Origin of the sequence: Pandoraea sp. CB10b_02 (assembly GCF_002216225.1) — a bacterium.
Taxonomy (GTDB): Bacteria; Pseudomonadota; Gammaproteobacteria; order Burkholderiales; family Burkholderiaceae; genus Pandoraea; species Pandoraea nosoerga.
Map to the genome: position 1 here is coordinate 114,611 of NZ_NJGW02000010.1, position 16,214 is coordinate 130,824.

General features: G+C 66.2%; 21 protein-coding genes. 1 reads left to right on the top strand and 20 read right to left on the bottom strand.

Annotation, left to right across the window (positions count from 1 at the left end; all coding sequences use genetic code 11):
* A complete protein-coding gene (locus tag CDN36_RS12985) occupies positions 1-1,218 on the top strand; it encodes a Do family serine endopeptidase (RefSeq protein ID WP_150556084.1) in 1,218 nt (405 codons plus the stop codon).
* Between the two features lie 206 nt (positions 1,219-1,424).
* Here the strand turns inward: CDN36_RS12985 and tatC are convergent, their stop codons facing one another.
* The 20 genes from tatC to CDN36_RS13085 all read right to left on the bottom strand — a co-directional run bounded on the left by tatC (position 1,425) and on the right by CDN36_RS13085 (position 15,939).
* Positions 1,425-2,213, bottom strand: coding sequence for a twin-arginine translocase subunit TatC (gene tatC / locus CDN36_RS12990; protein ID WP_150556083.1), 789 nt, complete (start codon positions 2,211-2,213; stop codon positions 1,425-1,427).
* Positions 2,214-2,291: 78 nt separating this feature from the next.
* Entirely contained in the window at positions 2,292-2,825 is a 534-nt protein-coding gene (gene tatB, locus CDN36_RS12995; protein ID WP_287496941.1) for a Sec-independent protein translocase protein TatB, read from the bottom strand.
* 12 nt (positions 2,826-2,837) lie between these two features.
* Positions 2,838-3,083 carry a Sec-independent protein translocase subunit TatA gene (gene tatA / locus CDN36_RS13000; RefSeq protein WP_039406229.1) on the bottom strand — a complete coding sequence of 82 codons (246 nt, stop codon included), beginning with the start codon at positions 3,081-3,083 and terminating at the stop codon, positions 2,838-2,840.
* Between the two features lie 394 nt (positions 3,084-3,477).
* Positions 3,478-3,852 carry a histidine triad nucleotide-binding protein gene (locus CDN36_RS13005; protein ID WP_150556081.1) on the bottom strand — a complete coding sequence of 125 codons (375 nt, stop codon included), beginning with the start codon at positions 3,850-3,852 and terminating at the stop codon, positions 3,478-3,480.
* A 53-nt stretch (positions 3,853-3,905) separates the two neighbouring features.
* Positions 3,906-4,310: a DUF4870 family protein gene (locus CDN36_RS13010; RefSeq protein ID WP_241014232.1), complete on the bottom strand. Its 405-nt coding sequence runs from the start codon at positions 4,308-4,310 to the stop codon at positions 3,906-3,908.
* Between the two features lie 50 nt (positions 4,311-4,360).
* Positions 4,361-4,717: a phosphoribosyl-ATP diphosphatase gene (locus CDN36_RS13015; RefSeq protein WP_150556080.1), complete on the bottom strand. Its 357-nt coding sequence runs from the start codon at positions 4,715-4,717 to the stop codon at positions 4,361-4,363.
* 5 nt (positions 4,718-4,722) lie between these two features.
* Positions 4,723-5,121: a phosphoribosyl-AMP cyclohydrolase gene (gene hisI, locus CDN36_RS13020; protein ID WP_287496942.1), complete on the bottom strand. Its 399-nt coding sequence runs from the start codon at positions 5,119-5,121 to the stop codon at positions 4,723-4,725.
* A gap of 17 nt (positions 5,122-5,138) precedes the next feature.
* Positions 5,139-5,912 carry an imidazole glycerol phosphate synthase subunit HisF gene (gene hisF / locus CDN36_RS13025; RefSeq protein ID WP_150556078.1) on the bottom strand — a complete coding sequence of 258 codons (774 nt, stop codon included), beginning with the start codon at positions 5,910-5,912 and terminating at the stop codon, positions 5,139-5,141.
* Positions 5,913-5,950: 38 nt separating this feature from the next.
* The gene (gene hisA, locus CDN36_RS13030) at positions 5,951-6,700 is read right to left on the bottom strand and encodes a 1-(5-phosphoribosyl)-5-[(5-phosphoribosylamino)methylideneamino]imidazole-4-carboxamide isomerase (RefSeq protein ID WP_150556077.1); all 750 of its coding nucleotides are present in this window, start codon (positions 6,698-6,700) and stop codon (positions 5,951-5,953) included.
* A gap of 194 nt (positions 6,701-6,894) precedes the next feature.
* Positions 6,895-7,533 (bottom strand): imidazole glycerol phosphate synthase subunit HisH, encoded by a 639-nt coding sequence (hisH, locus tag CDN36_RS13035; RefSeq protein ID WP_287496943.1) that lies wholly within the window; start codon positions 7,531-7,533, stop codon positions 6,895-6,897.
* A complete protein-coding gene (locus tag CDN36_RS13040) occupies positions 7,530-8,156 on the bottom strand; it encodes a MarC family protein (protein WP_150556075.1) in 627 nt (208 codons plus the stop codon). Before CDN36_RS13040 ends, hisH begins: the two co-directional genes overlap by 4 nt.
* Before the next feature lie 208 nt (positions 8,157-8,364).
* Entirely contained in the window at positions 8,365-8,952 is a 588-nt protein-coding gene (gene hisB / locus CDN36_RS13045; protein WP_150556074.1) for an imidazoleglycerol-phosphate dehydratase HisB, read from the bottom strand.
* Positions 8,953-8,979: 27 nt separating this feature from the next.
* On the bottom strand, positions 8,980-10,044 hold the full coding sequence (gene hisC, locus CDN36_RS13050; protein WP_150556073.1) for a histidinol-phosphate transaminase: 1,065 nt from the start codon (positions 10,042-10,044) through the stop codon (positions 8,980-8,982).
* Between the two features lie 38 nt (positions 10,045-10,082).
* Complete coding sequence (locus CDN36_RS13055) at positions 10,083-10,655, bottom strand: hypothetical protein (RefSeq protein ID WP_287496944.1); 573 nt, start codon at positions 10,653-10,655, stop codon at positions 10,083-10,085.
* A 1-nt stretch (position 10,656) separates the two neighbouring features.
* Positions 10,657-11,979: a histidinol dehydrogenase gene (gene hisD, locus CDN36_RS13060; protein WP_287496945.1), complete on the bottom strand. Its 1,323-nt coding sequence runs from the start codon at positions 11,977-11,979 to the stop codon at positions 10,657-10,659.
* Positions 11,976-12,656 carry an ATP phosphoribosyltransferase gene (gene hisG / locus CDN36_RS13065; protein WP_039406251.1) on the bottom strand — a complete coding sequence of 227 codons (681 nt, stop codon included), beginning with the start codon at positions 12,654-12,656 and terminating at the stop codon, positions 11,976-11,978. Before hisG ends, hisD begins: the two co-directional genes overlap by 4 nt.
* Positions 12,653-13,993 (bottom strand): UDP-N-acetylglucosamine 1-carboxyvinyltransferase, encoded by a 1,341-nt coding sequence (gene murA / locus CDN36_RS13070; RefSeq protein WP_150556069.1) that lies wholly within the window; start codon positions 13,991-13,993, stop codon positions 12,653-12,655. The genes hisG and murA overlap by 4 nt, the downstream gene beginning before the upstream one ends.
* Complete coding sequence (locus tag CDN36_RS13075) at positions 13,990-14,229, bottom strand: BolA family protein (RefSeq protein WP_039406252.1); 240 nt, start codon at positions 14,227-14,229, stop codon at positions 13,990-13,992. The genes murA and CDN36_RS13075 overlap by 4 nt, the downstream gene beginning before the upstream one ends.
* A gap of 19 nt (positions 14,230-14,248) precedes the next feature.
* Positions 14,249-15,016: an ABC transporter permease gene (locus CDN36_RS13080; protein ID WP_150556068.1), complete on the bottom strand. Its 768-nt coding sequence runs from the start codon at positions 15,014-15,016 to the stop codon at positions 14,249-14,251.
* Positions 15,013-15,939, bottom strand: a complete 927-nt coding sequence (locus tag CDN36_RS13085; RefSeq protein WP_150556177.1) for an ABC transporter ATP-binding protein — start codon at positions 15,937-15,939, stop codon at positions 15,013-15,015. Before CDN36_RS13085 ends, CDN36_RS13080 begins: the two co-directional genes overlap by 4 nt.
* Positions 15,940-16,214: the final 275 nt, after the last annotated feature.

The window sequence follows — 16,214 nt, forward strand, 5'->3', positions numbered from 1 at the left end:
ATGCTCAGACGCTTCTGGCTACTGTTCGCGCAAGCGGTCACCGTGCTGCTTGCGTTGCTTTTCATCATCGCCACCCTCAAGCCGCAGTGGCTGCAACGCCAGGGTTCGTTCGGCAAGCAACTCGCCAATCCGATCATCGCCTTGCAGGAAGTCGCCCCGAGCCTGTCGGACAAGCCGGCAGCCGGCTCATACGCCGATGGCGCGCAAAAAGCCATGCCTGCGGTCGTCAGCATTTTTTCCAGCAAGGAGCAAAAGCAGAACCGCGACCCGCGCCTCGATGATCCGTTGTTCCGCTACTTCTTCGGCGACGGCGGTGGCACGGTGCGGCAAGACCCGGTGTCGAGCCTCGGCTCGGGCGTGATCGTGAGCAGCGAAGGCTATATTCTCACGAATCATCACGTGGTGGACGGCGCCGACGAGATCGAAGTCGCCCTCGCCGACGGCCGCAAGGCCCGCGCCAAGCTCGTCGGCAGCGACCCCGAAACGGATCTGGCCGTCCTCAAGATCACGCTGGACAACCTGCCCGCCATCACGCTCGGCCGCATGGACCAGGTGCGCGTGGGCGACGTGGTGCTGGCCATCGGCAACCCGTTCGGCGTGGGCCAGACGGTCACCATGGGCATTATCAGCGCGCTCGGGCGCAACCACCTCGACATCAGCACGTTCGAGAACTTCATTCAGACGGATGCGGCCATCAATCCCGGCAACTCGGGCGGCGCGCTGGTCGACGTGAACGGCAACCTGCTCGGCATCAACACGGCGATCTACTCGCGCAGCGGCGGCAACATGGGTATCGGCTTCGCGATTCCGGTGTCGACGGCGCGCTCGGTGCTCGAGAGCATCATTACCACGGGAACCGTCACGCGCGGCTGGGTCGGCGTCGAGCCGCAGGACATCACCTCGGACATCGCCGAGTCGTTCGGCCTGCAACAGGACTCCGGCGTGATCATCGCCGGCGTGGTCCAGGGCGGGCCGGCCGACAAGGCTGGCGTGCAGCCGGGCGACATCCTGACGAAAGTCGACGGCGACGCGATCCGCGACACCACCGAACTGCTCAACGTCATCGCGCAGATCAAGCCGGGCACGCAAGCCAAGCTGCACGTCACGCGCAAGAAGAAGGAGCTCGACCTGATGGTGACGATCGGCAAGCGCCCGCCACCGCCCAAGCGGCCGGTGCAGGACGAGGACGACGGCAGCGACGAGAACAGCAGCGACTGACCTGACCGTCGATCACCCCACCGTGCCCTGGATCGGCAAGAACCAACGGCTACGCTTCGGCGCGGCCGTTCCGTTTTTGGGCGATGGCGCACCGCGCGCGGCGGCTGACGGACGGCAGACCAGGGCCTCTCCCGGCGCCCATTGCCGCTCCATTCGCCACCGGTTCTTCGAGCCGTGCCCTCGACGCCGGCAAGGCCCGCGCTTGCCTACGGCGTGGCCTCGCCGTTCTGCTCGCTCTCGTCCGTCGCCTTGCCTTGCTTGACGAACAAACGCGCCGCGATCAGCCCCAGTTCGTACAGGATGCACAGCGGAACGGCCAGCATCAATTGCGAAAGGATGTCAGGCGGCGTCACCACGGCGGCCAGCACGAAGGCGCCCACCACCACGTAGGGGCGCACCTGCTTGAGTTTGTCGATGCTCACCACGCCCATGCGCGCGAGCACGACCACCACGACCGGCACCTCGAACGTCACCCCGAAACATAGGAACATGGTCAGGACGAAACTCAGGTAATTGTCGATATCGGTGTTCATCTCCGCGCCAAGTGGCGCGTTGTAGTGCGCAATGAAGTGGAAAACCGTCGGAAAGACGAGGAAGTACGCGAACGCCATGCCGACCAGAAAGAGCGTGTAGCTGCTCACGACCAGCGGCATGACGAGCTTCTTCTCGTGCTGGTACAGCCCCGGCGCGACGAACGCCCATGCCTGATAGAGCACGATGGGCAGCGCAATCACGAAGGCCACCATCAGCGTGACCTTCATCGGTACGAAGAACGAGCCGGTGATGTCGGTAACGATGAGCTTGCCGTCGGCCGGCAGCGACTGCATCAGCGGGCGGGCCAGCAACCGGAAGATGTCCGGCGCCCAGTAGACGAGCGAAAGGAACACTACGATCACCGAGGCGCCCGCGCGAATGATGCGGTTACGCAACTCGATCAGGTGCGAGATGAAAGTCTCTTCGGTCCCCCCTGCGGGGATTTGCTTCTCGTCGCTCACGTCGACTTATCCAGGAATGAGGCCACTTACCGTACCCGTGGGTGTGCCCGATGGCGTGCAGTGCGGTGCGCGGCAACCTCAGAAGAACTTGATCGGCCGGCGCAGCTTGGCCGGCGTGTGACGCGCCACGCGCGCCGCCCCGGACTGCACTCGCGTGCGCGTCGCGCTGGCCTGCTTGAACCACACGGGCGTTGCCGCGCGCCGCACGCGCCAGTTGCGGCGCCTGACGGACGCACGATAACCGGAGGTCACCACCGGCTCGGCGAGGTAACTGTCGGAACCGGTTGCCGCATCGCTGCCGCTGCCGTCCGACGTCGACGTGCCCGTGGCGCTCGCCCAGGCCTCGTTCAAGGACGCTTCCTGCTCATGCAGCTGCTTTTGAATGGTGTTCTGCGCGCTGCGGGCGGCGTCCTCGAACTCGTGGCGCATGTTGCGCAGCTCGTCGAGCTCCATCTCGCGGCTGACCTCGGCCTTCACGTCGTTGATGTAACGCTGTGCGCGGCCGAAGAGCGCGCCCGCCGTGCGAGCCACCTTCGGCAAGCGCTCGGGACCGATCACGACCAGCGCCACGACGCCGATCAACATCAGTTTGGAAAGGCCGAGATCGATCATGTCGACGCGAACTCAGCCTTGCTTGTGATTGCTGGCGTCCTTGGCCTGCACGTCGATGGTGGTCGAATCGCGCAGTTCCTTGGCGCTCGCCGGATCTTCCTTGGCGCCGGGAGCGCCTTCGCCCTCCTTCATGCCGTCCTTGAAGCCCTTGACCGCACCGCCCAGATCGCTGCCGATGTTGCGCAGCTTCTTGGTGCCGAAAACCATCATCACGATCACCAGCACGATCAGCCAGTGCCAAATACTCAACGAACCCATGACCACTCTCCTTGCGTTTCCCACCCCGGTCGCCTCGCGCCGGGATCTTGTCGAGCCCACATGCCCGCGGAACGGCTGTGCGCCATAACGGCTATGCGCCATTTCTGCCCCCGTGTCCGCAGCAACATGCCCCATTGTGGCACATCGTGCGTCACGTCCAGCATCGTAACCGGGCCGGACGCCGGGTAGAAATAAATGTTTCGTGAAACGATTCCCCATGCGCGGCCGATGCGCCTCGCGCGAGGCCGGTGCGGCGATTCGTCGATTCGGCGATTCGTCGATTCGTCGCCCCGCCCGCCCCCGTGCCGCCGTGGCGGTCGCCGTCACTGCTACTGTCGCGCCTCGCGGGCCCGCCACATCCGCCACACCCGCCACATCCGGCCGTCTCCCGCCGTTACATGCGCTTCCACGGGCGCGGCCCGGCCAGAATGTGCATGTGCAAATGATAAACCTCCTGCCCGCCGCCCGGCCCGGTGTTGGTCACCACGCGAAAGCCGTTGCCGTCGATGTTGCCGGTGTTGCCATCGAAACGATAGCCCTGCTCGGCGGCCAGCTTCGGCGCGAGCAGCATCATCTTGCCGAGCAGCGCCTGGTCCTGCGCCTGGCAGTCCTGCAGCGTGGCGATGTGCTTGCGCGGCACCATGAGCAGATGGAGATCGGCAGCCGGGTTGATGTCCTTGAACACCACCACGTCCTCGTCGGCATAGACCTGTGCGCTCGGAATCTGCCCGGCGACGATCTTGCAGAAGATACAGTTCTCGTGCGTCATGCGTGTGTCTTCCTCTCGAATTCCCGAATGAATCTGCGCGGCGGAGGGCGTCCTCAGGCGCGCGCGGCGTACATGGGCTTGCTGTCGTTCAGATAGAGCCAGCCCTTGACGATGCGATACAGCGTCCAGATGCCTAGCACCCAGAGTATGGCGAAGCCGACCATCACCACGGCCAGCGCCACGCCCAGCACGCCCCAGACCACCGACCACCAGAACGTGCGGATCTGCCACGTGAAGTGCGAAGCGTAGAGCGTGCCAACGGTGTCGTCGCGCTTGACGTAATTGACGATGATCGCAACGATGGCGGTCACGCCGCCCGTGAGCCAGAACAGCGCATAGAGCGCGTAGAGCACGTGCGTGAGCTTGCGCAGCGCGCGCTCCTGCTCGGCGCTGGGCACCGTCGCGACGTAGGGGTTGTCGGTGCTGCCCGGCGAGCCGGGAATGTGCGGGTCGTTCATGCAACGTCTCCTCGCGCAAGCCTGCGCGACATATCGGCCTGGGGTCGGCGTCAGTCCGCGTGCTCGCCGCGCGTGCCCCGCTGGGCCTTTTCCACGAGGCCGGAGAGCCCCTCGCGGCGCGCCAGCTCGGCGAGCACTTCGTTCGGGCTCAGGTCGTGGTGGGCGAGCAACACCATGCAGTGAAACCACAGATCGGCGGTTTCGTTGACGAGCTTCTGGCGCGGGTCGGCCGCGCCGCCAATGCGGATGTCCTTCGCCGCGAGCACCACCTCGGTGGCCTCTTCGCCGATCTTCTTGCAGATGGCGTCATCGCCCTTGTGAAACAGGCGGGCGACGTAGGACTTGTCGGGATCGCCGCCCTTGCGCGAGGCGATCACTTCGGCAACACGCGCGAGCGTATCGTTCATGGCGGTCACTTGTAGATCTTGTGCGGGTCCTCGAGCACCGGCTCGACGGTGACCCAACGGCCATCCCCGGCGCTGCCCTCGAACTTCTGGAAGAAACAGGAATGGCGGCCGGTGTGGCACGCAATGCCGTCGATCTGCTCGACCTTGAGCAGCACCACGTCCTCGTCGCAGTCCAGCCGGATCTCGTGCACCTTCTGCACGTGCCCCGATTCCTCGCCCTTGTGCCACAGGCGCTTGCGCGAGCGCGAGTAGTAGACGGCTTCGCCCGTCTCGACCGTGCGCGCGAGCGCCTCGCGATTCATCCAGGCGAACATCAGCACGTCGTTGCTGCCGACTTCCTGCGCGATCACGGGCACGAGCCCCTGTGCGTCCCAACTTACCTTGTCCAGCCAGTCTTGCGTCATGATGCTTCGATTTCCGTTCAGAGCCGCACCGAAATACCCTTGTCGGCCATGAAGCGCTTGGCCTCGCCGACGGTGTGCTCGCCGTAGTGGAAGATGCTCGCGGCGAGAACGGCGTCGGCATGCCCTTCGGTCACGCCGTTGGCCAGATCGGCCAGCGAGCCCACGCCGCCCGAGGCGATGACGGGAATGCTCACGGCGTCCGACACGGCGCGCGTGAGCGCCAGGTCGAAGCCGCTCTTCGTACCGTCGCGGTCCATGCTGGTGAGCAGGATCTCGCCCGCGCCCAGGGCTTCGACGCGGCGTGCCCACTCCACGGCGTCCAGGCCCGTGCCCTTGCGCCCGCCGTGGGTGAAGACTTCCCAGCGCGGCGCTTCGCCGTCGGCCGAGACGCGCTTGGCGTCGATTGCCACGACGATGCACTGCGAGCCGTACTTGGACGCCGCGTCGGCGACCAGTTGCGGATTCGCCACGGCCGACGAGTTCATGCTGACCTTGTCCGCGCCGGCGTTGAGCAGGCGACGCACGTCGGCCACTTCGCGAACCCCGCCGCCCACGGTGAGCGGGATGAAGACCTGCGCGGCCACCGCTTCGATAATGGGCAGGATGAGGTCGCGGCCGTCGGAGGTCGCCGTAATATCGAGGAACGTCAGTTCGTCGGCGCCCTGCTCGTCATAACGGCGAGCGATCTCCACGGGGTCGCCCGCGTCGCGAAGTTCGACGAAGTTGACGCCCTTGACCACGCGGCCGGCCGTCACGTCCAGACACGGGATGATGCGTTTAGCGAGAGCCATGATGTTGGCACGCGAGACGGCCGCAGCCGGCGCCCCGCTTATGCCGCTCCTTCGGAAAGCTCGTCCGCACGCGTTTGCGCCGACGAGAAGTTCAGGTCGCCCGAGTAAATCGCGCGGCCGCAGATGACGCCTTCGATGCCCTCGCTCTCGACCTTGCACAGGGCGTCGATGTCTTCGAGGTTCGACAGGCCGCCGCTGGCGATCACCGGCACGCTCACCGACTGCGCAAGGCGCACGGTCGCGTCGATGTTGATGCCCTGGAGCATGCCGTCGCGGCCGATGTCGGTGTAGATGATCGACTCGATGCCGTAGTCTTCGAACTTGCGCGCCAGATCCACGACTTCGTGGCCGCTCAGCTTGCTCCAGCCGTCGGTGGCGACCTTGCCGTCCTTGGCGTCGAGCCCCACGATGATGTGGCCGCCGAACGCGCTGCAGGCGTCCTTCAGGAAGCCCGGATCCTTCACCGCCGCCGTGCCGATGATCACATACGACAGCCCGTCGTCCAGATAGCGTTCGATGGTATTCAGGTCGCGAATGCCGCCGCCCAGTTGCACCGGGATATCGGCGCCGACTTCCTGGATGATCGAGCGGATGGCCGCCTCGTTGCGCGGCTTGCCGACGAATGCGCCGTTCAAGTCCACCAGATGGAGGCGGCGCGCGCCTTGCTCGACCCAGTGTCGGGCCATTGCAGCGGGGTCCTCCGAGAATACGGTGGCTTGATCCATGTCGCCTTGTTTGAGGCGAACACATTGACCGTCTTTAAGGTCGATGGCCGGGATGAGCAGCATAGGCAATCGTGAAACGTCGCTAGTGGGAAGAAAAAGATATTCGCAATTTACGCGGACAACACGAAACCGACCCCTGCCCTGCCGGGGGCCGGCACGTCGGGATCGGTTTCATCAACATGACACACAGTATAAGCGGTGACAGGGAGTACGCTCTGGAAGGCACCCCGGGCGCCGGTGCGCCGCACGGGTGACGCTCAGGGCTTCCACTGCGCAAAATTGCGATAAAGGGCAAGACCCGCCTGGGCGCTCTTTTCCGGGTGAAACTGGGTGGCGAAGATATTATCTTTAGCCACTGCACAGGTAAAGGGCACGCCGTAGACCGTCTCGCCGGCCGTCAGTTCGGGCTTTGCCGGCACAACGTAATAGCTGTGCACGAAGTAGAAGTAGCTGTCGTCGGCCACGCCCGCCCAGATCGGGTGGGACTGGGTCTGGCGCACGCGGTTCCAGCCCATTTGCGGCACCTTGAAGCGCGAGCCGTCGTCCTGCACCCGGCCGTCGAGCTCGAAGCGCACCACGCGCCCCGGCAACAGGCCGAGCGCCGGCGTGTTGCCCTCTTCCGAGACGTCGAAGAGCATCTGCTCGCCCACGCACACGCCGAACATCGGCTTCGTGGCGGCCGCCTCGAGCACCGCTTCGCGCAGCCCCGATTCGTTCAGACAGCCCATGCAGTCGCGCATCGCGCCCTGTCCCGGCAGCACCACGCGGTCGGCGGCGCGAATCTCGGCGGCGTCGCTGCTGATGCTCACGTCGGCCTGCGGCGCGGCGGCACGCAGCGCCTGGTAGACCGAGCGCAGGTTGCCCATCCCGTAGTCGACAATCGCAATCTTGTTCATCTCAAACCCGGCAGCAGTATTTTCAAACCATCGATAATGAATTCCACGGCCAGCGCCGAGAGGATCAACCCCATCAGGCGCGTGCCGATATTGATGCCCGTGCGACCGAGCCAGCCCTCGATGCGCCCGGCGCTGCGCAGCGCCACCCAGCACACCGCGCCCACCCCTGCCCCGATCGCGACGAGCGCCAGGATCTGCGCCCAGCCATGCGCGCGGCCCGAGTAGATGATCACGGTGCTGATCGTGCCCGGCCCGGTGAGCAGCGGAATCGCCAGCGGCACCACGGCGATGTTCGGCCGCTCCTCCGCCTCGTGGCGCTCCTCGGCGGTCGCGCGCGTGTTGCCGGTCTGCGCGTTGATCATGTTGACCGCCATGAGCAGCATGATCACCCCGCCGCCGACTTCGAGCGACGCGATCGAAATGCCGAAGAACCGGATGATCGACTCGCCGAACAGGCCCGATCCCGCCACGACCAGCGCCACGGCAATGGCCGCAATGTCGATCGTATGCCGCTTCTCTTCGCGCGTCTGCGTGGACGTCAGGCTGATGAACAGCGGGATCGCACCCAGCGGGTTGATCAGCGCCAGCAGCGAGATGAAGAACTTGAAGGCATCAAGCGTCATAGGGGCGTCGTCAGGACGTCGTAAAGCCAGATGGCGGCGGCATCCGGTCGGTCGATGATGCGTCTTGCAGGGTGTCGCGCCCGGCGGGCTGCCCAGCAACGGCAGGCACCGCCCGCTCTGCCCGACTCACTGGCCCCCGCTGGCCGCATTGGCCCCATTGGCCTCATTGGCCTCATTGGCCTCATTGGCCTCATTGGCCCCACTGGCGTTACAGGCTGCCCTTCGTGGACGGCACCACACCCGCCGCACGCGGATCGATCTCCACCGCCATGCGCAGCGCACGGCCGAACGCCTTGAACACTGTCTCGCACTGGTGGTGGGCGTTGATACCGCGCAGGTTGTCGACGTGCAGCGTCACGCCCGCATGGTTGACGAACCCGCGGAAGAATTCGATGGTCAGGTCGACGTCGAAGTTGCCCACGCGAGCGCGCGTGAACGGCACATGAAATTCGAGGCCCGGACGCCCTGAGAAGTCGATCACCACGCGCGAGAGCGCCTCGTCGAGCGGCACATAGCTGTGGCCATAGCGCACGATGCCCTTCTTGTCGCCGATCGCCTTGGCAACGGCCATGCCCAGCGTGATGCCGACGTCTTCCACCGTGTGATGATCGTCGATGAAGGTATCGCCCTTGGCTTCGACTTCCATGTCGATGAGGCCGTGGCGCGCGATCTGGTCGAGCATGTGGTCCAGAAACGGCACGCCGGTATCGAGCGTCTTCCGGCCGGTGCCGTCCAGGTCGATCTTGACGCGTATTTGCGTTTCGCTGGTATCGCGAACGACTTCCGCAATGCGCATGATGGTGAGTTCTCGTCGTATGGCTTGTTAGAGTGATGCGGCCAGGGCGTGGACCATCGCCGCATTCTCCGTGGGGGTGCCGACCGTCAGCCGCAGGCAATTGGCCAGCAACACGTGCATTTTACCCACGTTTTTGATCAGCACCTTGTGCGCGAGCAGGCCCGCGTGGGTTTTGTCGGCGTCCGGCACGCGCACGAGCAGGAAATTCGCGTCGCTCGGGAACACCGTCACCCCGGGCAACGCCGCCACGGCGGCCGCCAGCCGGCTGCGCTCGGCCCGCAGCTCGGCCGCCTGCGCGTCGAGCACGTCCAGATGATCGAGCATGAAGTCGGCGCAGGCCTGCGTGAGCACGTTCACGTTGTAGGGCGGGCGCACCTTGTCGAGCTGTTCGAGCCAGGCCGCGCTGCCCGCCACGTAGCCCAGGCGGATGCCGGCCAGGCCGAGCTTCGACACCGTGCGCATGACCAGCAGGTTCGCAAATTCCGGCAATCGGGGCATCCAGGTCTTGCCCGCGAACGGCTGGTACGCCTCGTCGATGACCACCAGGCCGCGGCCGGCCGCCCGCACGAGGGTCTCGATGTCGGCGTCGTCGAACAGGTTGCCGGTCGGGTTGTTCGGGTAGGCCAGGTACACCACCGCACCCGGATGCGCCGCAATGGCGTTGAGCATGGCCGGCATGTCCAGCGAGAAATCCGGGCGCAGCGGCACGCCCACGAACGCCATGCCGGCCAGACGCGAGGACACCTCGTACATCACGAAGCCGGGCGTCGGCGCGATCACGGCGGCCCCCGGGCGCGCCGTGGCCGTCGCGATCATGCTGATGATCTCGTCCGAACCGTTGCCCAGCAGCAGGCTCGCGCCGGCCGGCACGCCCATGGTGCGCGCGAGCTTGCCGAGCAGCGCCGCCGGACGCGGCGCCGGATAGCGATTGAGCGCCACGTCGGCGAGCCGCTGGCCCAGCGCGGTGCGAAGCGCATCGGGCAGGCCGTATGGGTTCTCCATCGCGTCGAGCTTCAGGAAGCCGCTGGCATCGGGCACGGGATAGGTGCTCATGGCGAGCACGTCGGGGCGAATCACTTGGTCGACGGACATGGGGCGCGGGCTCGGGGGCAAGGTCTTGGGAGATGACATCAGTCGAAGGCGAACGTCAGCATGCCGGCGTCGGCGCCGTCGATCTTCACGCTGCAGCGGCGGCCGGTCTCGACGCTGCCCAGCGCGTCGGTGATGCGCTGCACGCGCACGCCCGTCTGCCAGGAAAGCGCCTGCGCGACCGCCGGGCTCACGCGCGCGGGAGCGGCCTCGGCCTCGCAACGCATGGCGACGAGCCGGTTGCCGACACGGCCGAACACGCCGTGCGCGACTTCCTCGTCGGTGCCGCGCAACGCGGTCTTGCCGTCGAGCCGCAACACGTAGACGTCGTTGTCGAACGCCTGCCGGTGTACGCAAACGGTCATGCGCTCAGCCGAGGTGTTGCCAAACGCGGCGTGTTGGCAATAGTTACCGGCCGCATGCGCTGGCGTGCCGGCAACCGCGCCCACGCCGAACAAGGCGAATGCGCCGAGCGCGGCCGCCGCGCGCCGTGCGCGGCGCCCCGGCGAGACCGGGAAAGCGCAAAAGAGTGAAGCCGCGATGGTGCGGGAGCGACGCCGGGCGGTCACCGGCGTCGTCTGGCAATACGCGGGCCGCTGGGCGTCGTCGCGCATGTCAGGACTCGTGATGCAGACGGTACTCGGCGCTGCGTGCATGCGCCTGCAGCCCTTCGCCGTATGCCAGTTCGGCCGCGATCTCGCCGAGCATGCGGGCGCCGCCCTCGCTCACCTCGATGAGACTCGAGCGCTTGATGAAGTCGTATACGCCCAGCGGCGACGAGAAGCGCGCCGTGCGCGAGGTCGGCAGCACGTGGTTGGGCCCCGCGCAATAGTCGCCAAGGCTCTCGCTCGTGAACTTGCCGAGGAAGATGGCGCCGGCGTGGCGAATCCGGTCGCCCCACTGCTGCGGGTCTTCAGCCGAGATCTCCAGGTGCTCCGGCGCGATCACGTTGGCAATCTCGCAGGCCTCGTTCATGTCGCGCACCTTGATGAGCGCGCCGCGGCCTTGCAGCGACGCGGCGATCACGTCGCGGCGCGGCATGTCGTCGATCTGGCGCTCCAGCGACGCCTGCACGCGCGCGATGTACTCCGCATCCGGGCACAGCAGGATCGATTGCGCCAGCTCGTCGTGCTCGGCCTGCGAGAACAGGTCCATCGCCACCCAGTCGGGATCGGTCGTGCCGTCGCAGATCACGAGGATTTCCGACGGACCGGCAATCATGTCGATGCCGACCGTGCCGAACACGCGGCGCTTGGCCGCCGCCACGAAGGCGTTGCCCGGGCCGACGATCTTGTCGACGGCCGGCACCGTTTCGGTGCCATACGCGAGCGCGCCGACCGCCTGCGCGCCGCCGATCGTCAATACGCGGTCCACCCCGGCAATGTGCGCCGCGGCCAGCACCAGCGGGTTTTGCACGCCGTCCGGCGTGGGCACCACCATGATGATGTCCTTCACGCCGGCCACTCGTGCGGGAATGGCGTTCATCAGCACGGACGACGGATACGCCGCCTTGCCGCCCGGTACGTAGATGCCCACGCGATCGAGCGGCGTGACCTTCTGGCCGAGCACCGTGCCGTCCGACTCGGTGTACTGCCAGCTGTGGCTGCCGCATTCGATGCGCTGCTTCTCGTGATAGGCGCGCACGCGCGCGGCCGCGGCCTCGAGCGCGGCGCGGCGCTTCGGCTCGAGACTCTCGAGCGCCGCCGCCAGCGCCTCGGCGGGCAGCTCCAGCGCGGCCATGTCGGGCGCGTTCAGGCGATCGAACTTGTTGGTGTATTCGATGACGGCCGCGTCGCCGCGTGTCTTTACGTCGGCAAGAATTTCGGCGGCCGCGCGATCGATAGCGGCGTCTTCACTCGCCTCGAACGCCAGGGCTTCGCGCAACTGCGCGTCGAAACCTTCGGCGCCGGAGTCGAGATTGCGAATATCGAGTTTCATGCTTTTTGACGGGAGGCCCGTTCGAAGGCATCCAGAATGGGCTGCAACGACTCGCGCTTGAGCTTGAGCGCAGCCTGATTGATCACGAGGCGCGACGAGATGTCCATGATCTCCTCCACCTCCACCAGATTGTTGGCCCGCAGCGTGCCGCCGGTGCTCACCAGGTCGACGATCGCGTCGGCCAGTCCCACGAGCGGGCCCAGTTCCATCGAGCCGTACAGCTTGATCAGGTCCACGTGCACGCCCTTGGCCGCGAAGTGCTCGCGCGCGGTCTGCACGTACTTGGTCGCCACCCGCAGGCGCGCCCCTTGGCGCACGGCGTTCGCGTAGTCGAAGCCCTTCGGTACAGCCACAGACATGCGGCAACGCGCAATGTTCAAATCGATCGGCTGGTACAGTCCGCCGCCGCCATGCTCGATGAGCACGTCCTTGCCGGCCACGCCGAAGTCGGCGGCACCATATTGCACATAGGTCGGCACATCGGTCGCGCGCACGATGATCACGCGCAGGTTCGGATCCGTCGTCGGCAGAATCAGCTTGCGCGAGGTCTCCGGGTCTTCCGTGACTTCGATGCCCGCGGCCGCGAGCAACGGCAGCGTTTCCGTAAAGATACGCCCTTTCGAGAGCGCCAGTGTGAGCGGCTGACTGAGCGGCTGGGCCGGCTTGGCGGAACTCATGCAATGTCTCCCTGGCGCGCTTCGACACGCCGGATTCGCGCGCCCACGGCGCGCAACTTTGCCTCGATACGATGATAGCCGCGATCGAGGTGGTGAATGCGGTCGACGAGGGTGCGGCCCTCGGCCGTCAGGCCCGCCACGATCAGGCTGGCCGACGCGCGCAGGTCGGTCGCCATGACGTGCGCGCCGGACAGGCGATCGACGCCGCAAATGCGCGCCGTATTGCCCTCGATGCCGATATTCGCGCCCAGGCGCTGCAATTCCTGCACATGCATGAAGCGGTTCTCGAAGATCGTCTCCACGACCTGCGACGCCCCCTGCGCAATGCAATTGAGCGCCATGAACTGCGCCTGCATGTCGGTCGGGAAGGCCGGATATTCCGACGTCCGGAAACTCACGGCCTGCGCGCGCCGGTTCATCGTCACGCGCAGCCAATCCGCACCGGCGCTCACCGTGGCGCCGGTTTCGCGCAGCTTGTCGAGCACGGCGTCGAGCGTGCCCGGCACCACGCGGCGCAGCGTGATGTCGCCGCGCGTGGCCACCGCCGCGCACAGGAACGTGCCGGCCTCGATGCGATCGGGCACCACGTCGTGCGTGGCGCCGTGCAGGCGCGGCACGCCGGTCACCACCAGGCGGTCCGTACCGATGCCTTCGATCTTCGCGCCCATCTTCACGAGCAGGTGCGCGAGGTCGGTCACTTCAGGCTCGCGCGCGGCGTTGGCCAGCACCGTCACGCCGTCGGCCAGCGTGGCCGCCATCAGCAGGTTTTCGGTGCCGGTGACGGTGATCATGTCGGTCACGAGCGTCTCGCCGCGCAGACGCGTGGCGCGTGCGAGGATGTCGCCGTGCGCAAGCGAGATCTGCGCGCCCATCTTCTGCAGGCCCTTGATGTGCTGGTCCACGGGACGCGCCCCGATCGCGCAGCCGCCCGGCAGCGAGACCCGCGCTTCGCCGCAACGCGCGAGCAGCGGGCCGAGCACGAGGATCGACGCCCGCATGGTCTTGACCAGCTCGTATGGCGCGGCGGGCTCGGTGATCTGCGACGCGTCGAGCGTCACCGATTCGCCGTGGCGCTCGACCTTCACGCCCATGCGCGCGAGCAGCGCGAGCATGGTGCGCACGTCGTGCAGGTCGGGCACGTTGCCCAGCACCAGCGGCTCTGCCGTCAGCAGGCTCGCGCACAGGATTGGCAGCGCCGCGTTCTTGGCGCCCGACACGGTAATCTCTCCGTCCAGCCGCTCGCCACCCTCGATTTCCAGGTGGTCCGCGGCCACACGCTCGCCGGCGCAGACCTCGCCGTTGCCGGCTACGCCAGCGCTTTCTTGCGTAATCCTCATTGCGCGCGATACTCCGCCGGCGTGAGCGTCTTCATCGACAACGCGTGGATTTCCGCTTTCATCCGGTCGCCGAGCGCGGCGTACACGAGCTGGTGACGGGCGATGAGGCGCTTGCCTTCGAACTGCGCGCTCACGATCGTCGCGAAGAAATGCTGGCCGTCGCCTTCGACGTCCACGTGTTCGCAAGCCAGACCGGCTTCGATGTATTGTTTGATTTGTTCAGGGGTGGGCAGCATTTGCCGATCCTAGGAAAGTTCAGTGACGCAATTTGTAGCCGCGGCGCAGCAGATGGAGCGCCACGGTTGCGAGAATCAGAAAAGTCGCGCCGACGACCGCGAGGCTCGTCTGCGGAGCCACGTCGGACACGCCGAAGAAGCCATAACGGAACCCGTCGATCATGTAGAAGAACGGGTTGAAATGCGACACAGCCTGCCACAGCGGCGGCAGCGAGTGAATCGAGTAAAACACGCCCGCCAGGAACGTTGCCGGCATGATCAGGAAGTTCTGAAATGCGGCGAGTTGGTCGAACTTCTCCGCCCAGATGCCGGCAATCAACCCCAGCGTGCCGAGAATGGCCGCGCCGAGGAACGCAAAGCCGAGAATCCACAGCGGTGCGGCGAACGTGAGATGCGTGAAGGCCACGGTCACGGCAAACACGCCCAGCCCGACGCACAGGCCGCGCACCACGGCCGCGAGCACGTAAGCGCCGTACATCTCCCAGTGCGAGAGCGGCGGCAGCAGCACGAACACGAGATTGCCCGTGATCTTCGACTGGATCAGCGACGACGAACTATTCGCGAACGCGTTCTGCAGCACGCTCATCATCACGAGTCCTGGCACGAGAAACGACGTGTACGTGATCTGGTCGTACACTTTCACGCGATCTTCGAGCACGTGGCCGAAGATCATGAGGTACAGCAGCGCGGTGAGCACCGGCGCGGCCACCGTCTGGAAACTCACCTTCCAGAAGCGCAGCACTTCCTTGTAGAACAGCGTGCGAAATCCGACGAAGCCGCCCATCATGCCGCCACCTCCTGCGCGCGCGAACCCGACATGATCTGCACGAACACGTCCTCCAGATCGGCCTTCTGAATGTCGATGTCCTCGACGATGCCGCCTGCCGCGCGGCAGGTGGCGAGAATCGACTCCACTTCGTCGCAGCCGGCCAGTCGCAGCGCGAACTGGTGGCCGTTCACGTCGGAGCCGTCGACCAGCAGCGGGCGCAGTTCGGCCGGCAGCGTGCCCTGCTTGAAGCGCAGCACCAGACGCGTGCCGGCAAAGCGCTGCAGCAGCGACGCCGTGCGCTCGAGCGCCACGACTTCGCCGCGCTTGAGCATGGCGATGCGATCGCACAGCGTTTCCGCTTCTTCGAGGTAGTGCGTGGTGAGCACGATGGTGTGGCCTTCGCGGTTCAGACGAGAGATGAATTTCCACAGCGTCTGACGCAGTTCCACGTCGACGCCGGCGGTCGGCTCGTCGAGCACGATCACCGGCGGGCGGTGCACGAGCGCCTGCGCCACGAGCACGCGGCGCTTCATGCCGCCCGAGAGCTGGCGCATGTTGGCGTCGGCCTTGTCGGTAAGATCGAGATTGGCCATGACCTCGTCGATCCAGTCGTCGTTGCGCGTGAGCCCGAAGTAGCCGGACTGGATGCGCAGCGTCTCGCGCACGGAGAAGAACGGATCGAAGACGAGTTCCTGCGGCACCACGCCGAGCTTGCGCCGGGCGCTGCGGTAGTCGCGCACGACGTCGTGGCCGAGCACGCTGATGTTGCCGGCGTCGGCGCGCGCGAGGCCCGCGAGAATGCTGATCAGCGTGGTCTTGCCCGCGCCGTTCGGGCCGAGCAGACCGAAGAATTCACCTTCTTCGATCGAGAAGCTGACGCCCTTGAGCGCCTGCAACGCCTGATAGCGTTTTTTGACGTTACGGATTTCGATGGCGGCCATGGACTGCACGCACCCGTGTGGCGGGCGCGCCATTTTTATTCTCCGGCCACGGCCGACCGTGTGCGCGAACCGCGGCAATCGCGGCGGCGCCGGTGTCGGTGCCCGGATGGGGGTAACTGCCCAAAAGTCGGCAGAAAACCCCTGATTATAAAGGAAGCTGCCGGCGGCCGTGCTGGTGGTGGCCGCCGTGATCCTGCCGCCGCCTTGCCGCCCTGGCGCCGCCCGTGGCCCCCACGGGCGCGACCGATCTGCCGCCGTCGGCGTCGGGCGCCCGG

Bases quoted from the DNA above. Each gene is read 5' to 3' on its own strand.
- CDN36_RS12985 (WP_150556084.1), top strand. From the start codon at position 1: ATGCTCAGACGCTTCTGGCTACTGTTCGCGCAAGCGGTCACCGTGCTG.
- tatB (WP_287496941.1), bottom strand. From the start codon at position 2,825: ATGATCGATCTCGGCCTTTCCAAACTGATGTTGATCGGCGTCGTGGCG.
- tatA (WP_039406229.1), bottom strand. From the start codon at position 3,083: ATGGGTTCGTTGAGTATTTGGCACTGGCTGATCGTGCTGGTGATCGTG.
- CDN36_RS13005 (WP_150556081.1), bottom strand. From the start codon at position 3,852: ATGACGCACGAGAACTGTATCTTCTGCAAGATCGTCGCCGGGCAGATT.
- CDN36_RS13010 (WP_241014232.1), bottom strand. From the start codon at position 4,310: ATGAACGACCCGCACATTCCCGGCTCGCCGGGCAGCACCGACAACCCC.
- CDN36_RS13015 (WP_150556080.1), bottom strand. From the start codon at position 4,717: ATGAACGATACGCTCGCGCGTGTTGCCGAAGTGATCGCCTCGCGCAAG.
- hisI (WP_287496942.1), bottom strand. From the start codon at position 5,121: ATGACGCAAGACTGGCTGGACAAGGTAAGTTGGGACGCACAGGGGCTC.
- hisF (WP_150556078.1), bottom strand. From the start codon at position 5,912: ATGGCTCTCGCTAAACGCATCATCCCGTGTCTGGACGTGACGGCCGGC.
- hisA (WP_150556077.1), bottom strand. From the start codon at position 6,700: ATGCTGCTCATCCCGGCCATCGACCTTAAAGACGGTCAATGTGTTCGC.
- hisH (WP_287496943.1), bottom strand. From the start codon at position 7,533: ATGAACAAGATTGCGATTGTCGACTACGGGATGGGCAACCTGCGCTCG.
- CDN36_RS13040 (WP_150556075.1), bottom strand. From the start codon at position 8,156: ATGACGCTTGATGCCTTCAAGTTCTTCATCTCGCTGCTGGCGCTGATC.
- hisB (WP_150556074.1), bottom strand. From the start codon at position 8,952: ATGCGCATTGCGGAAGTCGTTCGCGATACCAGCGAAACGCAAATACGC.
- hisC (WP_150556073.1), bottom strand. From the start codon at position 10,044: ATGTCCGTCGACCAAGTGATTCGCCCCGACGTGCTCGCCATGAGCACC.
- CDN36_RS13055 (WP_287496944.1), bottom strand. From the start codon at position 10,655: ATGCGCGACGACGCCCAGCGGCCCGCGTATTGCCAGACGACGCCGGTG.
- hisD (WP_287496945.1), bottom strand. From the start codon at position 11,979: ATGAAACTCGATATTCGCAATCTCGACTCCGGCGCCGAAGGTTTCGAC.
- hisG (WP_039406251.1), bottom strand. From the start codon at position 12,656: ATGAGTTCCGCCAAGCCGGCCCAGCCGCTCAGTCAGCCGCTCACACTG.
- murA (WP_150556069.1), bottom strand. From the start codon at position 13,993: ATGAGGATTACGCAAGAAAGCGCTGGCGTAGCCGGCAACGGCGAGGTC.
- CDN36_RS13075 (WP_039406252.1), bottom strand. From the start codon at position 14,229: ATGCTGCCCACCCCTGAACAAATCAAACAATACATCGAAGCCGGTCTG.
- CDN36_RS13080 (WP_150556068.1), bottom strand. From the start codon at position 15,016: ATGATGGGCGGCTTCGTCGGATTTCGCACGCTGTTCTACAAGGAAGTG.
- CDN36_RS13085 (WP_150556177.1), bottom strand. From the start codon at position 15,939: ATGGCCGCCATCGAAATCCGTAACGTCAAAAAACGCTATCAGGCGTTG.